Consider the following 23,222-nt stretch of genomic DNA (forward strand, 5'->3'; position numbering starts at 1 on the left):
CCACGTACTTAATGCTTGCCTGCCTTTCCCATGATGCCGTGAAGCAATCCCTGGGTCATTTTCATGAAATGCTGTCGGCGAGGCTTGGCATATAGCGTGTAGAAACCATACTTCAACAGAAGACGCCATGCATCCACGCACTTCCACTGGAATGGCACCCAGCCTGTGCGATAAAGCAGCACGGCATTGCGGAAGTGATAATAATGGCGTAGCGGGCTGTGCAGAGGAATCTTTCGCCCGCGGAACTCAATCGGCGCTTCGCCCAGACTATGTTCCATATGTGCGCTGCATACGCCATAGCTTTGGAATCCATGGTGCCCTGCCCGTAGCCCCCACTCTATATCCACATAGTCGATGAATAGATCATCTCGCATATCGCCTACCTGCTCTAGCACCGGCATTGGAATAAGGCACCCGGAAGCAATCAGGTAATCAACGGGTAAAACATCGCAGCCCGTTTCACAGCGATGTCGGAACAATCGCCAGTTACGAATTTGCAGAAACGGCGGTGGGTTCTTCTGGCGGCTATCCATGTACCTTGGGCCAGCGGAGGCCGCCGCTGGCTTATCGATCAGCGCAGCGTGCAGTTCGGCCACCATATCATGGGCGGGCAGGCTATCTTGATCCATCAACAGCACATGGCTTGCACCTTGCTGTTTCGCCCATTCAATACCTGCGTTTTGGGCTGCAGCAATGCCTACATTTTCATTCAAGGCGATAACGTGATCGGCGGCAAGTCCCTGGGCTTTATTCCAGGCGGCAATGTCTTCATCCGAACCATTATCGACAATGAGTATAGCTTTTACCTGGTTTTTAAGCCGGCCAACTAGCTGACCCAGCACGTCTAGTGCCGGGTGATAGGTAACGATGATGGCAGTCGTTTCTGGATTAGCCATGTCAGCTTGGGTTGGCATGCCGATACTCACTGGTTTGGATGATGCTACCCTCCGATGAGTAAAGACCGCTGTCTACATTGACAAGCATATCTGCAAGCTCTGCTGCCTGATCCTCGAAATACGTAAGCTGGCCTTTTTCCAGAATAATTTCATCGCCGGGCTGGTAGTTCTTGAATACGCGAATGGACTCCAGCACCGCTTTCTTCAACTCCACCCCTTCATCGGTGAAGGGTATGACGATACCATTTTCACCGGGAATGATGTCTTCGACGACGCCACCGGCGTCCGTTGCGATGACCCAGACATTGCGGGCAAGCGCCTCTCTGACGGTAAGACCAAAGCTCTCTTTCCACTGCGTCGGGAACAGAAGTACATCGATACTGGCAAAGAAACTATCGATCGTCTCCTGGGTGTAGGCCGGTACGATTTCTACCTTTTCAATGTTCTTGAATGTGCCGGAATCGTAGGTTGAAAATCCGAGATTCATGGCATTATCAACGATCACAAGCTCTGCATCTTCACCGTTGAGCTCGGTGAAGACTTTTCTGACAAGGTGCACGCCCTTGATTTCAGTATTGCCGCCGACGTAGCCAAACCGCACGGGGCCATCGTGCTGCAGCTTGGGCATGGGGCTTGGCCTGCGGACACCGTTCTTGTTGACCAGCACCTTCTTGTCTGAATAGCCGTTGGCAATAAAGAAATCGGCAAAGAAGCGGCTGGGTGCCAGCAGTGCTGATGCACCTCTAAGCGCGTCGTCCATCTTGTCTAGACGCTCGTTGTTAAGACTTGCGTTGTTTACGCAAACGGCACATACCCCTCTATCAATCACGTACTGCCCGCAGAACTTGCCATGCCGGTCAATCATGAATTGGCGGCCACACAGCCACCAGGCATCGTGAAGGGTAATGACGTACTTGATACCTTTTTCTTTGCAGAGATCAACAATCGGCAGGCCTATCCCCTGAATGCTGTGCAGATGCACGATATCTGGCTTGACCACATCCAGCACATCGCTCAACGCCTGTACGACGTTCGGATTGTCGAATTGCGCCCTGTCATCCAGACCATCAGGCAAACCCATGCCGTAAACATTGATGCCATCCGCTTCGTAGCGCCGAACCTGATAGGCCTCAGCGACATTGGTAGGCACTGCGGTAAACATGTGCATGTCGAAATCATCGCGCTGGTTGAGGCGCGTATTCATCTCTGCCGCTACCACCGTTGCTCCACCGAAAGCTCGGGGCTTGTAGTAGCAATTAACCCCCAAAACCCTGAGCTTTTTAGGCTCTGCCTCGTTGATTACGAGTTGGGAGAAGTCATGCAACAAGGGCTTTAATTGCTGGGTGGCGATATTTTCAGGCGAGTAGGCTTGCAGTACGAATGCATGGGCATTTGCCGCCATTTCTTCACGCAGCTCAGCGCTGTTGACCAATTGCGAAAACGCATCCTTCCACTCGTCGTCGGTTTCGCAAAGGAAGCCATCGACACCATGCGTAATAGCGCTGGTAAAGGCGGCCCTTGGCGAACAGACAGAGGGCACTCGTACAGCGGCAGCTTCCAGAAACTTGATATTGCTCTTGGAGTCATTGAATACGTAATGTTCCAGGGGCGCGATACTGATATCACACTCGGCCAGACTCTCTAGATACTCTTCATAGGAGCAGACAGGAATGCGCTCAATACGGGACTCAAACTGATCAAACTCGGTAGGCAGATCCAGTAGGCCGATCAATCGAAAATGCACATTGTCATGGGTAGCAAGAATGTCGAGCAGTGCCGGCACGGCTTCCTGGAAATCGACGTTATGTGTATTGGTACCAGAACCGTAGACGATACGCAGCGTGTCGTCTTTAACCGCGGTCTTGCGCTTTTCGTTTACCTTTTCAGCCACGACCAATGTCTGTTCGTCCAGTGCGTTTTCTATCACCTGGACGCTCTTCATGCCAGACTCTCGCATGGCTTCTGCAAGACCTGTGGTAGACGCAATGCCGTAATCACAGCTGAGCATGGCTTTTAAATAAAGCTCAGCTCCTGTTAGAAGCCCCTGAAAATCATCTTGCCCCAAGCCTGCCAATGTCTTGCTGTTAAGCAATACATCGCGGTTGAAGATCAGATCATCGACTTCCCAATACGTTGGGATATTCAGACGCTTGGCTTCTTCAATAATGCTGATTGCATTCGGAAAGCCTGGAACACGGTAAAAGATCACCATGGAATGCGTCTGCAGCGCCTTGATCGCTTTTTCAGCCTCGTTCCAGTCGATAGCGGTACACTCGACCCCCAAGTGCTCGAACATTTTCTGTTTTTGAGTGACACGATACTTCTTGCACTGCGGAATACTGAATTCGGCAACGATCAGCACCCGAGGCGCCAAGTACTCCGGTGACGGATGGCTCATAGCACCCAGGTAGACGGGGTCCGTTACGTGAGGCATGGTAACGGCTGATGTTGCTTCTACCAATCGAAAGCCTCGCTTGACGCCTGCGAAGCCTTCACGGCGGTAGATGGCAACAGCTTTGCGCGCCGTGCTTTTCACTCCGCCGCCCCGCTGTATTGCAGGCTTGACCAGCCTTGCTGCGCGCAGGCACTGCTTTATGAAGACATTACCATCACGCAGGGGCTTGGTCAGCTTCCAGCTTTTGGAACTCAATACTTCCGCCAGCTGGCGCTCCTTATCGACCAGGTGCTGCGTACGCTCCAGAAGCGAAGTATTGCGATCGTCAATATCTGTACTTAACAGCTCGAATTCGCTGTCTCTTTCCGCCAACGCTTTTTGCGTCGCTTCAATGACACTATCCCGCTCCTGAACAGCGCTTACGTGCTCTTGTATAACGCGGTCTCGTTCCCTAACAGCGTTTACCTGTTCTTGTATAACACGGTCTCGTTCCCGAATATTCGTGTTAAGTTCATTAACCAGGTCATCACGCTTGGCAATTTCCTGGTTGGCATTCGCCACAGCCTCATGGAGTTGAGTAATGACCCACTGCTGCTCGATCACTTCGCCTAGCTTGGCGAAATACTTGCGTATGAACGCATGACCTTCAGGCTGCGACCACTCCTTGACCAGTTCTAGAACGGCTTCAGGCTGCTCCTTGCCGACAAACAGCACACCCAGGCCAAAGGAGTGTTCAAAGATAATGTGCGGATAGTGATCTTTTAGCTCACTCCACAGTTTCCAGACGCCAAAATCTCGCTCGCGTACGTTGGTGTCATGAAACAGTACCACGGCTCGGTCGGAGAGCTTTGGCAGCCAGGTTTCAAAATCGTGCTTTACGGCTTCATAGCTATGCAGACCATCGATATGCAGAAAATCGATGTCGCCATCTGCAAAGTTATCTACTGCTTCATCGAAGGTCATTCTCAGCAGTTTAGAAAAGCCAGTGTAGTTTTCGTCATGGTGCTGTCTGACCACGTCGAATACATGCTCAGTGTATAAACCGGCGTGCTCGTCCCCTTCCCAGGTATCTACCGCATAACAACGAGTTGGCAGCCTGTTTCTATCGACACTTTCACAAAAAGAGAAGTAGGAATGCCCATAGTGGGTTCCTAGCTCCACCAGACAGTCGGGCTTAACGGTTTCAACCAGCCACGCCCCGAACGGAATGTGACCAAACCATGCACTGGGAAACTTCGAAGGCTCTTTCGAGACAAACGAAGACTTCAACATTTGCTGATAAATATTCATAAACTGGTCATCTCAATCTTTTTCATAGGGACGCCGACTAGTCCAGTGCTGACGCTGCTGCTGTGCGATTTCAAGACGATGGCGTCGTGCATCCAGTGATGCTGCACATGCCCCTGCTGGCTGCCTTCAGCGATGGCGACCGTCATGGAGTAGTCCCCCATGGGTAACACTGGCATTCTGAACTGGAAGCTAGCGACAAATACTTCGCCTTCGGCGATGTGTACCGGCTCTTCCAGGTATGTCAGATAAGTGTTGTCACCAAACAGATGCTGGCCCAACCGGTCCTTGACGAGGAATCCGACAATCGGACTGGTCATGTATGTATTAGAGGTGCATTCGATTCGTACCGTAACGTTTTCTCCACCTACCACCCAAGCCAGACGCTCGCCATTTTCATCTAAAAGGTGCGCTGAATTGATGATCGCACCGCCACTACCAAAGCCTTCGGAATTTTCATCGAACTTTACTATTTCGATGTCATTTCGATACTGAGTGGTGTTGATAAAATCCAGGCGCATATCTCTTGCGTCTTCAACAGAGCCTTCCTGTTCCAGGCCAGCTGTGCTTGCATTTTTAGCAGCTGACATGGGCGCAGTACCGTCCTGCTGTGAGATGTACATTGCGGCTAGATACTCTTTCGAGATGTCCTTTGGCTCACCTATCATTTTGATCTCACCCTTATCAAGCCATACAACTCGCTGACAAAGATTAATGATGGCGCCGGTGTCATGACTTACAAACAGGACAGTGCCGTTCTCCATGAATTTGCGTAAAAAACGCATGCATTTTTGAACAAAAAACGCATCACCAACCGACAGGGCTTCGTCGATGACCAGTATATCGGCATCTACATGGGCAATGACTGCGAAGGCAAGTCTTACAGCCATACCGCTTGAATAGGTTTTGATCGGTTGGTCAATGAAGTCGCCAATATCGGCAAACTCCACGATACTGTCGAACCGATCACTGACTTCGTCGGTAGTGAGGCCAAGGACGGTCGCGTTCATATAGACGTTTTCACGCCCCGTGAACTCTGGATTGAATCCTGAGCCAAGCTCTAAAAGGGCTGCAATGCGGCCACGGGTTTCAATTTTACCCTGTGTAGGCGTAAGTGTTCCGCAAATCATCTGCAGCAGCGTCGATTTACCGGAGCCATTGCGACCGATGATGCCAACCGTTTCCCCCTTTTTAACTTCAAAGGAAACGTTATTGAGCGCTTTAAACTCTTTAAAGTACTGCGCGCCACCCTGACCTATCAGCTTTTTCAACCGTGGAACAATAAATTGTTTTAGACGATCATTGGGCTTATCGTAAACCTGATAATATTTATGGATATTATCAACTTTGATTATTGTTTCATTAGAGGACATCTGCAAATCCTTTTCTGGTTTTCTGAAACCATGCGTATCCTGCCCAGGCAAAGACTGTAGAAAAGAAGGTGTAAATAGCCAACCCTGTCCAATCGGGCAAGCGTCCCCAAATCAATACTTCCCTTGCCTGTTCAATTATAAAGGTCAGGGGATTTAGAAGAATCAATATCTGATACTCTTCCGGCAACCTATCAATAGGAAAGAAAATAGGCGAAAGAAATAGTAGTACCGTTATGATGACACCAATAAATTGACCAATATCACGCAGGAATACACCTAAAGCGGCCAGCATCCAGGCAAGACCCAGTGAGAGAATGGCCAATGGAAAGAAAACGAAAGGGGTTAATACGATTGTCCATGGAGGAATGCCCGTAAAAAAGAGGTACGCAACCTGTAGTACGAGCAGGCTTATGGCGGTATGAAATATGGCTCCCCCCAATGCAATAGCGGGTAGAATCTCTAATGGGAACACCACTTTCTTGACATAGTTTGAGCTTCCCAGTATCAAGCCAGGCGCTTTGCTCAACACTTCGGCAAAAAAGCTATGTACGACAAGCCCCGCAAACAGGACAACTGCAAATTGAGTGCTTGTCTCTTCTTCAGTGACTCCCCAACGTGCATTGAATACCACTGAAAATACAAATGTGTATACTAGCAGCATAAAAACGGGATTTAGAAATGACCAAAAAAGCCCTAAAACAGAGCCTCTATAACGACCAGCGACATCACGCTTGGTCATCGTTATAATAAGATCACGGTGTTGCCATAAACTTTTCAGCAACGATCTAAATGATACTGGTTGGTTAGAGTGGGGGTTCATCAAATCCTCAACTTATCGTCTCAGGCAAATAGTTATCGTCTAGCTATAACTGAAATAGACTTAATAGATAGTTACTAGTTTTCGCCATCATGCTGAAAAGGTATTTTTTCTAGCATTCACCCCGTGTATACAGTTCATCAGCGAGAAGCTGGGTAAGAAAATTTTCATACGCCATCCATGGTAAAATTGATAAAAACTCAGGTATGAGCCGCTAGCTAGTAGCTGGCTACTATACAGCAGCAGGAGTTTTTTGAGAATTCTCAGCTTTTTTCTGGCCGCGTAGATCTCTTTCATGATTTCAGTCGATGTGTACCTGCTCCCAAAAGAAAATAAATATCATTACGATTTTCTTCCTGCTTTGACGCAACTTATTAAAAATATGTAATTTTATTGGGTCGTATTACAATGAGGTATCACCCTAAACAGGCGAGAGAGCATAGTGGTCAATAGCATAGGGCTCTGTGTGCCCACATTGAATGCAGGTGCCTTGTGGAATGAATGGCTAACACGCACGGTCCCGGCAGCCGCGGGATTCCGCATTTTGGTAGTGGACTCGTCCTCAGATGACGCGACAGCAGATGCAGCAAAAGATGCAGGACTTGAAGTGCTTTCGATTCCCCGCTCGACCTTTAACCATGGTGCCACGCGTCAGCGAGCGCTTCATCATTTGAATGACTGCGACATCGTGTTGTTTCTGACTCAGGACGCCTTGGTAACGGATGTGGATTCACTCAGAAAACTCGTATCTGTTTTTGAAAACCCAGCAATAGGTGCTGCGTTTGGAAGACAGCTTCCGCACAGGAACGCTAACCCTATTGCTTCGCATGCCAGGCTTTTCAACTATCCAGCCACTTCCCGTGTTGTCGATCAGACTGATATTCCCAGATTAGGCATCAAGACTGCTTTTCTTTCCAACTCCTTCGCTGCGTACCGCCGGCAAGCGCTGCTGGACGCAGGCGGGTTTCCTGACAATGTCATTTTATCGGAAGATATGATGGCCGGCGCCAGGCTGTTGGAGCGCGGATGGAAGCTTGCTTATAACGGCGAGGCTTGCGTCTACCATTCACATAATTATTTGGTACGCGAAGAGTTCAAACGTTATTTTGACATTGGCGCTTTTCATACACAGCAAACATGGCTATTGAAGTGGCTAGGCAATGCTGAAGGTGAAGGTATGCGTTTTGTGTGCTCAGAAGCTCATTACCTATTGCACCATGCACCGCTCGCAATTCCAGGTGCGCTGCTACGCACCTTTGCAAAATACTTAGGGTACCGGCTAGGGCGTCATGAGACTCAACTGCCGCTATGGCTGAAAAAGAAGCTTTCCATGCACTCCAGGTTCTGGCATTAGTCTTGGCGTAAATCTCGCTTAATTAGTAGGCTATAGCACCCCCAAATGACACTCAGCCAGAATGGGTAGAACATGACGCCGCTATTGTGCGCTAAAAATGTTTGTGAGAGTCCGAAATCGATATAGCCCACCACTAGAAGCGTTCCCGCCATGGCCAGTGAGCGTACTTCGAGGTCTGAATGCTTTAGCCCAGAGGCAAACAAACGCAGTGGAATGAGGTAAAGAACGAGCAGCGCTGCCACCCCCAGGATTCCACGTTTAGCAAATGCATCAATATACTCATTGTGCGCATGACCAAACTGGGATGCCTGGTAGGTAATCTGGCCCTGCTCACCTAGCTCGGACATTGCCTCGCGGTAGCCTGAATCGCCCCATCCGAGCAAAGGCCGTTCCAGAATCAACTGACTGGCGCCACGCCACATTTCAAAACGCAGCCCTAGCGAAGTGTCACGATTTTCATCTGAAAAGTAGTGGGAAAGATCATTAAAAGCTTCATGAAATCGCCCTTGAACCCCAGTTTGAGGGATAGCATAAACGGCTAAGCCAGCGGCCATTACACTGCCGATGACAAGGACCTTCAAGGCGATAGACAGTTTTTTCCCATAGCCTTTATAAAGTATGAAAGCAACGATTGGGAGGCCTATCCAACCGCCTCGACTTCCAGAAAGTAAAGATCCAAACATGCCCATTGTTCCGCCAACAACGAGTAATGCACACCAGGCAACCCGATAATGCGGCCGCATCAATGCCCAGCCAACGCCTGCAAAGCACATGACGCCCATAAGCATGCTCAGGTTTCCAAATTGGATAACGTGAGTATATCCTTCTGCACGCCCTACTCCTTCTATGATTTTCTGCCAGATAGACCATCCTCCCGCTAAACAGGTGCCTACGGCCAAACCACCCCAGATTGCTCCAAGTCTGGGAGGAAAACGAATGATCAACAGCATGACAGGGATAGCCAGCAAAAACCGAAGGGGCCGGTCTGCACCACGTGCACCATCCTCCAATACCGACATACCACCTACTACAAGAGCATAAGTACTCAACGCGCCTATCACCCAGTAGTCCTGCCTGCTTAATTGAAAAGAAGGCTTTAAAAAGACCAGGCAAATGCTGGCCAGCAGCAGAAGCATGGGCCCTACTGAGTAACCTGTCGGAATGACAAGCGCCACACTCCCCATTAAAAAAATGGAAACCGTAATATAAATACACACCAAGCTACTAAAAGAAGTATTTTGATTTTTAAACAGATCATTACGCATCAGCATTAATACGAGCACCTTGAAGCAGTAACTTAATAAGCGTTTTTATGAAAAAAACCTTTAACAACAGTCAGGAAAATAATCCGCAGATCCAGACCTAACGTCCAGCTATCGATATACCACAAGTCATGTGCTACTCGCTTCTCCATTTTTTCAATAGTATCGGTCCCCCCCCTATGCCCATTCACCTGCGCCCACCCGGTTATACCAGGCTTTACTTTATGGCGTTTCATATAAGACTCTACAATATCTTTATAATAATCATTATGCGCCAATGCATGAGGACGCGGACCAACAATAGACATGCGGCCTTGCAGGACATTATAAAACTGGGGCAACTCATCCAAAGAACTCTTTCTAAGAAAAGCGCCTACTGGTGTTACTCTTTCATCGCCAGGGCTTGCCTGGGTTACCCATCCATCAGGCTCTTGGTGAACGTACATAGTTCTGAACTTATAAACTTTAAAAAACTTTCCATTAGCACCCGTTCTGTATTGTTTAAAAAGAACAGGACCTGGAGAAGTTAATTTAATAACAAGTGCTATTACCAGGCAGACGGGTAATATAAGAATACTAATTAACGTACCGAGTATCAGATCTTCCATACGTTTGACGATCCGATTCACACCATCCAGTGGGGAAACGCTGAGATCAACTGCCAAATGGCCTGCCACCTCGCTCATACGGTGATTTAGCAACTGCATCCCTTCGAAGTCGGGTATAAAACGCACTTCTGCTGTATGGTAACGCAGCTCGTAGAATATAGACCGTACCAAGCCGCCCATTTCCAGCGGTACGCAGATCCAGACTTCACGCGCACCTGACTCGATAACACGCTTTATCAATCTCTCGTAAAACAAGGCATCGGGCTTATCACGTAATCGCTCAATGCCGGCAATATAGTATCCTTCAAAGGGTGCATCTCGCATACCTTTGCCTACATGAACTATTTGCAACGAAGGACCTATCAAAAAGACTGGTCGTTTAGCTTTACCTATCTTTCTTGCATACTTAAGCAACAGCTGAGCAGACACTCTAAGTGTTGCCGCTATTATAAAAGAAAGAAACAGAGTATATCCTATCCATAACCGAGAATACTCACCCGATGCATGTGCAAAATAGATTATGGAGGATATCAGTATCGCCACTGCAATCCAGACAATACCTAAATTAAGCAAAAGTGTTGAAAAATTAACGATACGCCAGCGTATATAGCCGCCTCGATTAGTATTTATAAGCAAGACAAGTAAAGCCATCACCACTAAGGCAAGCCAGTATCTATCATGCAAATTGAATGTTTGAAACCGAATAAAGTAAGCAAGCATCCCTGCAATCAACAAGGAAAAAATATCCACTATAGGCACTATTATCTGTGCCGGATAACGTTCAACTATACCTATTGATCTTCTATCCATGAGTCACGGCAATCTTATGTGCGATACACTGTTAAATTAGTGTAATCAATAATTGATTATTAGCAAGCAGCCCCTTTAAAACCGCCACCGTCTTATTAAATAAAATTAAATGAGCAATCACATTATTAAATAGCTAACATCATATTATAAATAGCTATTTAAATTATCTTAGCAAAATTCTCACCCAGAGATTATACCAGAGCAGAATACCAGACACCTTATCCTGTAGAAGAAAATCTTGTGGCAAGAAAGCCTTTCTTGTGAAGAAAAATGGCCGATGACATTAGAAAATGATTGAGTATTCTATTTAATTTCAATAGCTTGCGGACATACTCTAAGGCTGCTGAGTAGCATGTTTAAATTTGCTAATTTCAATTGACCTCTGTCGCTGGGTAATTTTCTCCAGATGACTCTTCCTGCACATGCGATCTCGCGCTTAGCCATGCGAATAACATATTGACATCTCTAGATGCTATCGACCCGCACCTTTCATGTCACAGGTGCGGGCCTGAGTGCTAGCCATTTATCAACTTGAAAATAGGCTCGCTAATTAGATTATCCATTACATACAGATGAGAATTTATCAGCAGGTATTAAAACAGATACCTGGCCCCTACCAGCCAGTATACATTGTCGCTCAGCTCACCTAATTGGGTTTCACGATTGATACGCGGGGCATCACCATCCGCCAGCTCCAGCAGTACGTCAAACGACGAACTCACCTTATAGTAGGCACCGGCGGCCCATGCGTTGCTGTTGTCGCGGCTTTCGCGTTCTACGTTGTAGTAGTCGGCGGTGAACGCCCAGGGGCCCATGGCTATCGAGCCGCCCAGGCCAACCGTGTCGAAGCCGCCACCGTATTCGCTGCTTTCATCTTGGGTTTCGTAACCCAGGCGCGCCGTGAACAGGTCAGAGAACTTGTAGGCACCAATCAGGCCGTAAAGCATTTCACCGTTACCGCCACCACGCACGATATCTTCCACTGCACCAAAGCCCACGGTCAATGGCCCCTGCTGATAGCGCACGCCGCCTTGTGCGGCCACTACGCTGCCTTCCCTGCTCTGTTCATCAATCGTCAAGCCACGCTCGCTATAGTGCTTGAGCTGTACGAAGCTAGTAAAGCCGTTAAGCTCTGGCGTGTAGTAAGCGAGTGAGTCACCGCGTGACTGAATGCCCGATGACTTGAAAAGCAGCCCACGGTCCTGGTAGACATCAAAGGGCAGCGAAACAAACTGAGCGTAGACACTATCAAAACTGCCGGCCAGCACCGTACCGTACTGATGGCTTTGCAGGCCAATATAGCTTTTGCGGAGTTCAGTAAAGCCTTGCTCGGTGTTCTCATCGCCCGCGAAACGCCATTCGAGATGCCCCAATGCTTTTAAATCCGGCGTTAACTGGTGACTCATGCGAAACCCAAGGCGCGAGTATACGTCTACGAATTCGGCGCTCTTGCTTACCTTGTTACCACTGCTATTAAAATCAGCCCCGCCACCTGCAACGCCTATGGAGATACGTCCATAGATATCCAGAGAAGAGCCATCCTGATCGTACACCCTGGCTGCCTCGGCAGTAGATGCCCACAGCGTGGCGGTAATAGCAGTAGCCAACAGCTTCTTTTGCATTATTAATGATCCCTTGATGCTTTTATTAACGAGAAAATCTTGTTTCTACCATTTGTAGTAACAACCTACAATATATGAAACATTATAACATTGCTTAATATACATAAAAGAAAAATAATTCTCATTTATATCAAGCCAATAAGCAAGCTGTGGGTATAAAAAAACCGGCCTCGAAAGAGGCCGGTTCTATTAGGTCTGCTAGGCAGGTTACCTACAAAGCGTGGCAGTTAAGCCAAGCTTAGAAGTGGTAACGAGCGCCTGTCAGCCAGTATACGTCGTCGGTCAGATCCGGGATTACGTCGCCCAGATTGGTGTCGCTGTTGATGCGGTTGGAAGCATCAGCGTCTGCAACTTCAACGAACACGTCAAATGCGCTGGAAACTTTGTAGTAGCTGCCCAGAGCCCAGGACTTGCTGGTTTCTGCACCGTCACGCTCGATGTTGTAGAAGTCACCGGTGAACGCCCAAGGACCAGTGGTGAAAGTACCACCCAGGCCAACTTTGTCGTAACCGTTTTCGTCGTTAGCAGTACGCAGGTCGTAGCCGCTGTTGTTGTCACGAGTTTCGTAACCCAGACGAGCAGAGAACTGGTCGGTGAACTGGTACTGACCGATCAGGCCGTACATCATCTCGCCGTTACCGCCGCCACGCTGTACGTCTTCAACAAAACCCAGACCTACAGTTACCGGACCCTGTGCATAACGAACACCACCTTGCGGTGCAACGACAGAACCTTCTTCGGTAGTCGTTACGCCTTCAAGTTCGCCGCGCTCGCTGTAGTGTTTCAGCTGCAGGAAGGCAGTGAAGCCTTCGAGGTCAGGCGTGTAGTAACCGATAGAGTCGCCACGCGACTGTTTCGGGTGACCAGCGAACTCGAGGCCTTGGTCGATGTAAACATCGAACGGCAGAGAAACGAACTGGTTGTAGAAGCTGTCGAAGTTACCCGCTTGGAAAGTACCGTACTGGGCGCTTTGCAGGCCGAGGTAGCTTTGACGAGTTTCACGGAAAGCTTCGCCGTTGCGACGCTCGTCCGCACGGAAACGCCACTCAAGACGACCAAAAGCAGTCAGGTCGCTGGTGACTTCCTGGCTCATGCGCATGCCAAGACGTGAGTAAACGTCTACGAACTCGGCACCGTCATCGATTTCCTGACCAGCGTCGTTGAACTCGGGGCCGCCACCGGCGATACCCATGGCGATACGACCGTAGATGTCCAGCTTGGTGCCGTCCTGGTCATATACAGTAGCTGCTTGAGCGGCAGCAGAGGCGCCCAGGGCACCAATGATAGCAGTCGCTAAAAGTGTCTTTTTCATGATATAGGTTCCTTAACTAGCTTACTGTTTCGATCGTAGCTGCCGGGCTTTTTTGAAGAGCCTTCAGCAGTTGGCTAGCGGGCCATGCTCGTTTTTCCCATCCGCTGGTTTTTCCCAACGGTATGTGGCATGTCCTCAATCAAGCCTTGTTATAGTCCAATGCTCGCACGTCAAACTCTATACCGGGATTCCCGTTAACGCAATAGAAAAAAACAGTGTTTTTTTATGTTTTCAGCGTTTTTAGTGAACCCATGGATATAGATTATGTCTCAGTGCCCTTCAAATTTTTGCTGAAGGCCTTTCAATTTATCTTCAAGGCTTATTGGCTTTTTCGATTCCCTTTTTTCGGTTATCGCCGCTCGAGGCGCTGTAAATTCAGGCTTCGGCTGCTGCTTAGCCTTATAAGCACTTTCTTTAGACGGCGTTTTTTGGCCTGGTTGGCGCTCGGATTTTACATCAACATCGCCCTGCTTCTCTTTGCGTTTTTGTGCGGCATGAAGAGCCGCTTCTTTATCCACTTTTCCTGCTGATTGTCCGTCCAGATCAATGCGATCTACTCCTTCGCGTACCGACTTGAGGTAGCGAGGCAGGTTCACATAGTTGGCTAGCGTGCGACGAATCAGCTTTCCAGACCACGGTTCGCGGGCGGCCAGATCCTGATGGATACCTACTTTTAGTGGCTTGGTATGCCCTTTGAAGAAGGCTTCCGGGTAACGCTGATACCACTCTTTCAACAGGCTGTGTGGCGATGGTGGCGCAGCGGCAGGATCTTCTTGCTCCGTGATTTCCGCCTCAACTGCATCCGGGTCACCTGCTTGTTGGACAGGCTCCGGCCTAGACCCTTCCATGACGGGTGGTTCTATTTCAGCGACTTGAGTCGGTTGTGCCTGAGCATCAGGGGCGCTTTGCATAGCGACAGATGGTTGATCAAGCGTTCGTTGCAGTGTGGCGGCCTGCCCTACCAGCTGTTGCTTCAACTGCGCGTTTTCCATACGCAGGGTATGCAATTCCGCTTGAGCCTGCTCGAGGCGAGACTCCAGGCTATCTAATAGGTGCAATACACTAGCGGTCATACCCTCTCCTTAAACCTCTTCAGTCGGCGGTGCGCTCATAAACCACAAAGTCATACGATGGCTGACCTTCAGCGGGCGTTCCAGCAACGCGCTGTACCTCCTGCCATTCGCCGGCGGCAAGCTCGGGGAAGGAAGCATCGCCTTCTACCTCTATATCCACCTCGGTGATATACAGCCGCTGCGCATAGGGTAGCGCCTGGCGGTAGATCTCTCCGCCGCCCATCACCATGATTTCTTCAGCGGCATCGATAGTCGCTTGCTGATCGGCCAGGGTCAGGGCATCGGCTAGCTCATGGCAGACTCGTACGCCGTCATGCGCGAATGTCTTGTCGCGGGTTATTACTATGTTTAGCCGGTTAGGCAGCGGCTTGCCAATCGAGGTAAAGGTTTTACGCCCCATCACCAGCGGTTTTGCCTGGGTCATGCGCTTGAAGAACTTGAGATCTTCGGACAGGTGCCATGGCAGGTTGCCATCCACCCCGATGATACGGTTTTTCGACATGGCCACGATCATGGCCACGGACACCAAAGGCTCGATCTCGCTGTTATAGGAACTCATACCGCTACCTTGGCCTTGATATGGGGGTGGGCGTCGTACGCGTCGATCTGAATATCGTCAAAGGTGAAATCGAACAGGTCTTTCACCTGAGGGTTGAGCGTAAGCGTAGGCGCTGCCTTGGGCGCGCGGCTGAGCTGCTCGCGGGCCTGTTCAACGTGATTGCTGTATAAGTGCGCATCGCCAAGGGTGTGAATGAACTCGCCCGGCTCAAGCCCGGTTACCTGCGCCACCATGCACAGCAGTAGCGCGTAGCTTGCAATGTTGAACGGCACGCCCAGGAAGATATCCGCGCTGCGCTGGTAAAGCTGACAGGAAAGGCGCCCGTTGGCTACATAAAACTGGAACAGGCAGTGGCACGGGGGCAGCTGCATTTCATCCACCTGCGCGGGGTTCCAGGCCGATACGATCAGCCGACGCGACTGGGGCGTGGTGCGGATCTGCTCAAGTACCTTGGCGATCTGGTCGACACTTCCGCCCTTGAGGTCGGGCCAGCTGCGCCACTGGTAGCCGTATACCGGGCCCAGGTTGCCGTCTTCATCAGCCCATTCATCCCAGATGCGTACCCCGTTTTCCTTGAGGTAAGCAATGTTGGTATCGCCTTTCAGAAACCACAGAAGCTCGTGGATGATGGAGCGCAGATGCAGCTTCTTGGTGGTAAGCAATGGAAAACCACGCGAGAGATCAAACCGCATTTGATGACCAAACACGGAGCGTGTGCCCACGCCGGTACGATCGTTTCGGTCAACGCCCTGCTCTAAAACGGTACGCATGAGATCCAAATACGGCTGTTCAAGCGCGGGCTGGGCGCTGGCGTTCGTCGTCATATTTGACGTAGACGTTGTAACGGTCACAGGGTTTCCAAAATTGCAGGCTATGTGGAGACGTATTCTAGGCCGGGCGACCTTGAGAATCTAGCGCGAGGGGGGATTATGGGGGCGGTGTTATGGCGCGGTGTGTGAGCCACCCAACCCCAGCAGCGCTCTCCGCGCTGCTCCCGCGGGTGCGCCTATCGGCTTACCACGCGCTACGGTGTGTGCCAGGTTTGGATTTGGGTTGTGTGGAGCAGAGAGTGAGACTACACGAGGCATAAAGGTGGAGTCCCCGTAGCGCGTGGTAACGAATCTTGCGAGGCACGAGCAAGATGAGGCACCCGCGGATGGGCGGCGACTAGCCGCCCCGGCCAAGGCACCCAATGCATGCTTTTACGCCAAATCGGCAGCGCTCTCCGCGCTGCATCCGCGGGTGCGCCTGGCGGCTTACCACGCGCTACGGTGTGTGCCAGGTTTGGGTTTGGGCAATTTGCGTTGAGCGGAGCGTGAGGCTACACGAGGCATAAAGGTTGAGACCTCGTAGCGCGTGGTAACGAATCTTGCGAGGCACGAGCAAGATGAGGCACCCGCGGATGGGCGGCGACTAGCCGCCCCGGCCAAGGCACCCAATGCATGCTTTTACGCCAAATCGGCAGCGCTCTCCGCGCTGCATCCGCGGGTGCGCCTGGCGGCTTACCACGCGCTACGGTGTGTGCCAGGTTTGGGTTTGGGCAATTTGCGTTGAGCGGAGCGTGAGGCCACACGAGGCATAAAGGTGGAGTCCCCGTAGCGCGTGGTAACGAATCTTGCGAGGCACGAGCAAATGAGGCACCCGCGGATGGGCGGCGACTAGCCGCCCCGGCCAAGGCACCCAATGCATGCTTTTACGCCAAATCGGCAGCGCTCTCCGCGCTGCTCCCGCGGGTGCGCCTGGCGGCTTACCACGCGCTACGGTGTGCCTGATCGAATATCGATGGCAAATCCGTAGCGGGTGGCAAGGTTTTGCGAGGGCGGTTTACGCCTTGGCATCGACCGGTTGGGTGCGTGACCAGGCCATGAGCAGCAGGCCGAGGGCGATCATGGGGATGGTGAGGAGCATGCCCATGGTGACCCAGCCGAAGGCGATGAAACCGATATGGGCGTCCGGCATGCGTACGAATTCGACCATGAAGCGGAAGATACCGTAGAAGAGCAGGAACAGGCCGGAGACGAAGCCGCGAGCGCGGGGTTTGGCGGATACCCACCAGAGGATGACGAACAGCACCAGACCTTCAAGCAGCGCCTCATAAAGCGCGGAAGGATGGCGAGGCTCCGGCCCCATGCCGGGGAACGGCATGCCCCAGGGGAGCGAGGTAACGCGGCCCGGCAACTCATGGTTGATGAAGTTGCCGATCCGCCCGGCGCCAAGGCCGATAGGCACCAGCGGGGCAATGAAATCGGTAAGGGTAAAAAACGCCAGCTGCTTGCGGCGGGCAAACCACCAGGCAGCCAGCAGCACGCCTAGAAGGCCGCCGTGGAAGCTCATGCCGCCGTCCCATACCTTGAAAATCCATAGCGGGTCGGCGGACCACTGGCCCAGGCCGTAAAACAGCGCATAGCCCAACCGGCCGCCGGCTACCACGCCTATTGCGCAGTAGAAAAGCAGGTCGCTGATATCGTCCTTGGTAAGCCCTACCTGATGGGCGCGCCGGCAACCCAGCCACCAGGCGGCGACAAACCCCACCACGTACATAAGGCCATACCAGTGCACTTGCAGCGGCCCAAGCGAAAACACCACAGGGTCAATTACCGGGTAATTAATCATGGAAATACTCTAATTGCTGAAGAAGAAGACACGACACTGCGGGTCAGGCCAATACGAAGCGCAACCCAACCACCGCCAACAGAAGCGCAAAGCATAGCCTGAGCACGCGGGGAGACAAAATATGCGCCAGACGAACGCCCACACGGGCGAAGGGAACGCTGGTGAGCACGATGGCGAAAAACGCAGGCCACATGACAAACCCCGTGGCCCAGGCCGGTAGAAGCGGGTTGCCCCACCCCATGATGATAAAGGTGATGGCACCCACGGCGGCAATGGGCAGCCCGCAGGCCGCAGAGGTACCAACGGCTTGGGTCATGCTGGCGCCGCACCGCGAAAGCCAAGGCACGGTCATGGCGCCACCGCCGATGCCAAACAGTGCGGAAATGCCACCCACTACCCCCCCGGCAACCAGCATGGCGAACTTGCCGGGCACTATGGCGCCGGGCTTGGGTGAAAGACCAAGCACCATCTTGGCCGCCAGCAGCAGCACGAAAATGCCAAACAGCGTGCCCAGCACGGTGCCGGAAAGGTTACCGGCAATGAACACACCGCCAATCGCCCCGAGCATCAGCCCGGGTAACAAGGCCATGAACCAGGGCCGGTGAATACTGCCCTTGCGAAAATGCCCCCACGCAGAAGATGCGCCGGTTATCACGATAGTGGCAAGCGAGGTGCCTACGGCCAGGTGCATGGTGATGTCAGAGGGTATGCCCTGCAGCCCAAAGGCAAATACCAATACCGGTACAATGATGATGCCGCCACCTACGCCAAACAGCCCGGCCATGGTGCCAGCAGCGGCACCCAATCCTAGATAGCCAAGCAGTGTTACCAGTACGCTCATTGTGTCGATGCCTTTCCTGCAGTATTAGGTAGCCACTTGCTGATCATGCCCAGCAGTTTTTCCGGCTGGTACGGTTTGGTGAGCAAATCGTCCATGCCCGCTTCGTTGCATTCGGCAATACCGGCGTTGTCGGCATTGGCCGTCAAGGCGACAAGGATACTGCGCGGTTTGCCGCTGGCCTGCTCGAAGGCGCGCCAGCGTCGGGTGGTTTCCAGGCCATCCAGCGTGGGCATGAAGATGTCCATGAACACCAGATCAAACTGGGTAGTCTGCTGGCGCTCCAGCGCCTGTTCACCACTGCTGACGCCTTCGACGTTCAGCCCTTGGGCTTCCAGCATCTGACGGGCCAGCATCAAGTTCACTGGGCCATCATCCACCACGAGAATGCGTAAGGCATGGCTGGCAGCCGACGCCGCAGGCGCCGCCTTGTCATCGTTGACGCTTTGATAGACCAGGTTGGCCAGCAGCGCACGCGCATCGGCCAGGCGCTCGCGAATATCCACAATCTGCTGACGGCATAGCCTGCACTCATCGCTTTCCAGTATGCGGCCCAGGTGATTGTTCAGGTCATCCGTTTCCCGCTGCAGAAGCGATAGGTAGCCGGTTTTCAAACGCGACTCTTCTCGGGCGCGGTCGCGGCCGGCAATCAGGTGTTTCAACTGCTGCTGCTGATGGTGAATGTCATCCAGCAGCGCCTGCTCCTGGTCCTCTTTGGCAGGCTCAGTGGTTTGTTTGAGGCGTTGAACGCCGCTGATATAGTGCTCGAGCCCGGCCAGCATTTCATTGACGCGTGCCAGCCGCTTGAGCGGGCGTACCGGCGTCTGACTGATGGCAGGGGTCGAGAAGGTCTTGTCTGGAAGCATCTGTACGGCCGCGAACCGTAAGGATTCGCTGTGGCGCTCAAGCTCGGCAAGCTCCTGCATGAAGTGGGCGTCTTTCTGCCGGGCACGCATCTTGACCAGCATCAAAAACGCGCACACGTTCATGGTGCTACCCAGCAGCAGTGCCAGCGCAAGCCACAGCGTGGTGCTCCACGACACCTGGCTTGGCGACATCCACCACACCGCCAGGCCCACCAGAAGGCACAGCGCGATCAGCGTTGCCTGGATAAGAAACATTGGCCAGAGAATAGGCCAAACAATAGCATTCCAGAAGTGCTCTTCGTGGTCGCGTTGCATGGGTACGCCTTCCGAATTGGCTGAATCAACTCCACCGGCACGGTGATGTACGTTAAATTATCTGTACAAGTGTACGACTATGCCCCCGTAGCTGTCATGCTGCGCTATGGGTTTATAAAAATAGCCGACCGGTTTAAAAGAATCCCAAGGAGTCGCGATGTGTTTATTGGCCTTTGCCTGGCAGCCTGATACAACCACGCCATTACGTCTGGCGGGAAACCGCGATGAGCGCCACGACCGGCCAACCCAAGCGCTTCACTACTGGAAGGATAACCCGGCGCTGCTGGGCGGACGCGACCTCGAAGCAGGCGGTTCATGGCTTGCCGCCGCGCGCGGAGGAAGGATCGCTGCGCTGACCAACGTGCGTGACCCGGCCATTCTCACGCCCACCAACGCACCTAGCCGGGGCGAGCTGGTGGCCCAGGCGCTTGAGTGTGATGACATCGATGACTGGCTCTTTGAGCTTACCGACCACAGGGCGCAGCGCTATGCCGGTTTCAACTTGGTAGTTGCCACCCCCAAACGCCTTTGGCATTTGCATCGCGGCAAGGAGAGCGTAACGCTGACTAATCCGCCATCTGGCGTGCATGGGCTTTCCAACGCAAACCTGAATACCCCCTGGCCCAAGCTCAATGCCGTTCGCGATGCGCTGGCAACAAGCGCACCCGACAACTGGCGCCAGGCTACCGGGCAAGCGCTCAATGATCCTTATCAGGCGCCGGATTCCCAGTTGCCCGATACGGGCGTGGGGCTGATGCTGGAACGCCAGCTGTCGGCGGCGTTCATCATGGGGGAAACCTACGGCACGCGCGCCACTTCGTGGCTGACGCTTGACCGCCAGGGGCAGGTGACGATTACCGAGAAGCGCTTCGGGTCTCAGGGTCGTTTCGAAGGTGAAACGACCCTGAGCATCTAGTCTCTAGGTGGGAGCAGGTGCGAAAGCTGCCACTCATCCATGCGCTTGTTCAGATGCTTGTGCACCTGGGCGGGCGTATCCAGACGCATGATTTCGGCCAACAGTGTCTGGGCATCGTGCAGCGTTACCCGACGAATGGCGGCGCGCACCTTGGGCAGGCTGGGGGCGTTCATGGAAAGCGCGGTGAAGCCCATGGCCATCAACAGCAATGCGCCCGCCGGGTCGCCGGCAAGCTCCCCGCACAGCGAAATCGGCTTGTTCAGGCGCTTGGCATCCTGGGATAGCTCCTGAAGCGCGCCCAGCAGGGCCGGATGCAATGCATCGTACAAACTCGATACTCGCGGGTTGTTGCGGTCTACCGCCAGCAGGTATTGAGTCAGGTCGTTGCTGCCTACCGAGAAGAAGTCGACCCGCTTTGCCAGAGCGTCCATCTGATAGATGGTGGCCGGCACTTCGATCATCACGCCCACCTTGGGCCGCTTGATGGCACTGCCCTCCTCGCCCAGCTCGACAATCGCGCGATCCAGCAGTTTGAGCGCCTCATCCACCTCTTCGACGTTGGTAATCATCGGGAACAGCACGTAGAGATTGTCAAGCCCAAGGGAGGCCTTGAGCATGGCGCGCAGCTGCACCATCAGCACTTCCGGGTGATCAAGCGTTACCCGCATGCCTCGCCAGCCCAGAAACGGGTTGGCCTCTTCGATGGGGAAGTACGGCAGATCCTTGTCGCCGCCGATATCCAGCGTGCGCATGACCACCGGCAGCGGCGCAAAGCCTTCGAGCTGCTCGCGGTACATGCGCATCTGCTCTTTCTCACCGGGAAAGCGTTCGGTAATCATGAACGGCACTTCGGTGCGGTAAAGGCCTACCCCGGCAATACGGCTTTTCAGAAGCGCCGAGGCATCCACGGCCAGGCCCGTATTCACCATCAGGGGCATTTCATGGCCATCCTGGGTGGTACTGGGCCGGTCCTGCTCGTGTTCGAGCAGTTCACCCAGGGCCTTCTCTTCAGCAATCAGGCTTTCGTAGCGCGAGGTGAGCTCCGGCGCCGGGCGCACGAATAGCCGCCCACGGTGGCCATCCAGCACTACCGGCGCGCCGTTCAATCGCGGCAGCGGTAGATCCACCATGCCCAGCACCGTAGGTATGCCCATGGCGCGGGCCACGATGGCGACGTGAGAAGTGCTCGAACCGCGCACCGACACAAGCCCCTTGAGCTTTTCCCGCGGCACTTCCCCGAGCATGGCCACGCTGATTTCATCGCCGACGAGAATGGCGTTGTCCGGGTAGGTTTCCGGTGTCGAGGGGGTGTCTTCCTGCAAATGGGCCAGCACTCGGCGACCCAGGTCGCGGATATCCGCGGCGCGCTCACGCAGGTAGTCGTCATCCACCCGCTCCAGGTATTGAACGTGGCGCCTGACCACATCGGCCAGCGCCCCAGGCGCCCACTGCCCTTCACGGATGCGCTTTTCGACTTCTTCGGAAAGCGCCGCTTCCCCCAGCATCTGCTGGTAAACATCAAACAGTGCCAGCTCCTGAGAGGAGATACGGTTGACCAGACGCTCGGCGGCGGCACGAATTTCGTCGCGGGTCTTGGCGATGGCCTCCTTCAGGCGGGCAATTTCGTACTCCTGGTCGCTGGGGATCAAATCCGGCACGCTATTGAGATCCGCGGGCGGGGTAATCACCACCGCCTCCCCCATGGCCACACCCGGGGAGGCAGCCACGCCCTTGAACATGGCCTGTCCGCCGGGCAGCGCCGGACGGGCCAGGTTGCCGGTGGCCAGGGCATGAGCCAGCACACCCGCCAGCTGGGCGGCCATGGTAACCAGGAAGGCTTCGTCTTCGTCGTCGTAGCTGCGTTTTTCAGCCTGCTGCACGACCAGCACGCCCAGCATGTGACGCTGGTGGATAATCGGTACGCCGAGAAAGCTCGAGTAGCGCTCCTCGCCGGTGGATTCAAAATAGCGAAAGTGCGGATGCGAGCGGGCGTCTTCAAGGTTCAGCGGTTCGCTGCGCTTGGCCACCATACCTACCAGGCCTTCGCCCAGCGGCAGCACTACCCGCCCCACCGCCTGGGTGCGCAGGCCGATGGTTTCCATCAGTACCAGCGATTCGAGCTCCTTATCGTACAGATAAAAAGAGCACACATCGGTTTGCATCGCCTTGCGGATGCGGCGCACCATCGTCGAAAGCGCAGCGTCTAGAGTGCGCGCGCCATTGACCTCCTGAATAACACGACGCAGTACCTCAAGCATGGACGTTTTACTTTTCACTGTTGTTTGCCTCGCTGAGGATCTTTTCGA

17 protein-coding genes are annotated in these 23,222 nt (G+C 53.0%); 2 read left to right on the top strand and 15 right to left on the bottom strand.

Annotated elements, in window-relative coordinates:
- Nucleotides 1-8: 8 nt before the first annotated feature.
- Genes B0H98_RS01625 through B0H98_RS01640 form a run of 4 tightly spaced genes read right to left on the bottom strand, consistent with a single transcriptional unit; the run spans nt 9 to nt 6,771 of the window.
- Complete coding sequence (locus B0H98_RS01625) at nt 9-914, bottom strand: glycosyltransferase family 2 protein (protein WP_106373325.1); 906 nt, start codon at nt 912-914, stop codon at nt 9-11.
- On the bottom strand, nt 898-4,581 hold the full coding sequence (locus B0H98_RS01630; RefSeq protein ID WP_106373326.1) for a glycosyltransferase: 3,684 nt from the start codon (nt 4,579-4,581) through the stop codon (nt 898-900). The genes B0H98_RS01625 and B0H98_RS01630 overlap by 17 nt, the downstream gene beginning before the upstream one ends.
- On the bottom strand, nt 4,578-5,951 hold the full coding sequence (locus tag B0H98_RS01635) for an ABC transporter ATP-binding protein (protein ID WP_106373327.1): 1,374 nt from the start codon (nt 5,949-5,951) through the stop codon (nt 4,578-4,580). The genes B0H98_RS01630 and B0H98_RS01635 overlap by 4 nt, the downstream gene beginning before the upstream one ends.
- Nucleotides 5,941-6,771 carry an ABC transporter permease gene (locus B0H98_RS01640; protein WP_106373328.1) on the bottom strand — a complete coding sequence of 277 codons (831 nt, stop codon included), beginning with the start codon at nt 6,769-6,771 and terminating at the stop codon, nt 5,941-5,943. Before B0H98_RS01640 ends, B0H98_RS01635 begins: the two co-directional genes overlap by 11 nt.
- 463 nt (nt 6,772-7,234) lie before the next feature.
- Between B0H98_RS01640 and B0H98_RS01645 the strand changes: the two genes are divergently transcribed.
- Nucleotides 7,235-8,122 carry a glycosyltransferase family 2 protein gene (locus B0H98_RS01645; RefSeq protein WP_244182946.1) on the top strand — a complete coding sequence of 296 codons (888 nt, stop codon included), beginning with the start codon at nt 7,235-7,237 and terminating at the stop codon, nt 8,120-8,122.
- Here the strand turns inward: B0H98_RS01645 and B0H98_RS01650 are convergent.
- The 10 genes from B0H98_RS01650 to B0H98_RS01695 all read right to left on the bottom strand — a co-directional run bounded on the left by B0H98_RS01650 (nt 8,119) and on the right by B0H98_RS01695 (nt 20,000).
- Nucleotides 8,119-9,393 carry an O-antigen ligase family protein gene (locus tag B0H98_RS01650; RefSeq protein WP_244182947.1) on the bottom strand — a complete coding sequence of 425 codons (1,275 nt, stop codon included), beginning with the start codon at nt 9,391-9,393 and terminating at the stop codon, nt 8,119-8,121. The two genes, B0H98_RS01645 and B0H98_RS01650, sit on opposite strands and share 4 nt — an antisense overlap.
- Before the next feature lie 26 nt (nt 9,394-9,419).
- On the bottom strand, nt 9,420-10,802 hold the full coding sequence (locus B0H98_RS01655; protein WP_106373330.1) for an undecaprenyl-phosphate glucose phosphotransferase: 1,383 nt from the start codon (nt 10,800-10,802) through the stop codon (nt 9,420-9,422).
- A gap of 593 nt (nt 10,803-11,395) precedes the next feature.
- Nucleotides 11,396-12,424, bottom strand: coding sequence for a porin (locus B0H98_RS01660; protein WP_106373331.1), 1,029 nt, complete (start codon nt 12,422-12,424; stop codon nt 11,396-11,398).
- 238 nt (nt 12,425-12,662) lie between these two features.
- Nucleotides 12,663-13,736, bottom strand: a complete 1,074-nt coding sequence (locus tag B0H98_RS01665) for a porin (protein WP_106373332.1) — start codon at nt 13,734-13,736, stop codon at nt 12,663-12,665.
- Between the two features lie 269 nt (nt 13,737-14,005).
- A complete protein-coding gene (locus tag B0H98_RS01670) occupies nt 14,006-14,809 on the bottom strand; it encodes a ProQ/FINO family protein (protein ID WP_106373333.1) in 804 nt (267 codons plus the stop codon).
- A 19-nt stretch (nt 14,810-14,828) separates the two neighbouring features.
- On the bottom strand, nt 14,829-15,368 hold the full coding sequence (locus tag B0H98_RS01675) for a dihydrofolate reductase (protein ID WP_106373334.1): 540 nt from the start codon (nt 15,366-15,368) through the stop codon (nt 14,829-14,831).
- Nucleotides 15,365-16,192, bottom strand: coding sequence for a thymidylate synthase (locus B0H98_RS01680; RefSeq protein ID WP_106373335.1), 828 nt, complete (start codon nt 16,190-16,192; stop codon nt 15,365-15,367). Before B0H98_RS01680 ends, B0H98_RS01675 begins: the two co-directional genes overlap by 4 nt.
- 1,000 nt (nt 16,193-17,192) lie before the next feature.
- Nucleotides 17,193-17,981, bottom strand: a complete 789-nt coding sequence (lgt, locus tag B0H98_RS01685) for a prolipoprotein diacylglyceryl transferase (protein WP_106373336.1) — start codon at nt 17,979-17,981, stop codon at nt 17,193-17,195.
- 43 nt (nt 17,982-18,024) lie between these two features.
- Entirely contained in the window at nt 18,025-18,822 is a 798-nt protein-coding gene (locus B0H98_RS01690; protein WP_106373337.1) for a sulfite exporter TauE/SafE family protein, read from the bottom strand.
- Nucleotides 18,819-20,000, bottom strand: a complete 1,182-nt coding sequence (locus B0H98_RS01695) for a response regulator (protein ID WP_106373338.1) — start codon at nt 19,998-20,000, stop codon at nt 18,819-18,821. The genes B0H98_RS01690 and B0H98_RS01695 overlap by 4 nt, the downstream gene beginning before the upstream one ends.
- Nucleotides 20,001-20,157: 157 nt before the next feature.
- Between B0H98_RS01695 and B0H98_RS01700 the strand changes: the two genes are divergently transcribed.
- The gene (locus tag B0H98_RS01700) at nt 20,158-20,916 is read left to right on the top strand and encodes an NRDE family protein (protein ID WP_106373339.1); all 759 of its coding nucleotides are present in this window, start codon (nt 20,158-20,160) and stop codon (nt 20,914-20,916) included.
- Here the strand turns inward: B0H98_RS01700 and ptsP are convergent.
- Nucleotides 20,913-23,174: a phosphoenolpyruvate--protein phosphotransferase gene (gene ptsP, locus B0H98_RS01705; protein WP_106373340.1), complete on the bottom strand. Its 2,262-nt coding sequence runs from the start codon at nt 23,172-23,174 to the stop codon at nt 20,913-20,915. The two genes, B0H98_RS01700 and ptsP, sit on opposite strands and share 4 nt — an antisense overlap.
- Between the last annotated feature and the right edge of the window lie 48 nt (nt 23,175-23,222).

Source organism: Vreelandella songnenensis (assembly GCF_003002925.1).
GTDB classification, from domain to species: domain Bacteria; phylum Pseudomonadota; class Gammaproteobacteria; order Pseudomonadales; family Halomonadaceae; genus Vreelandella; species Vreelandella songnenensis.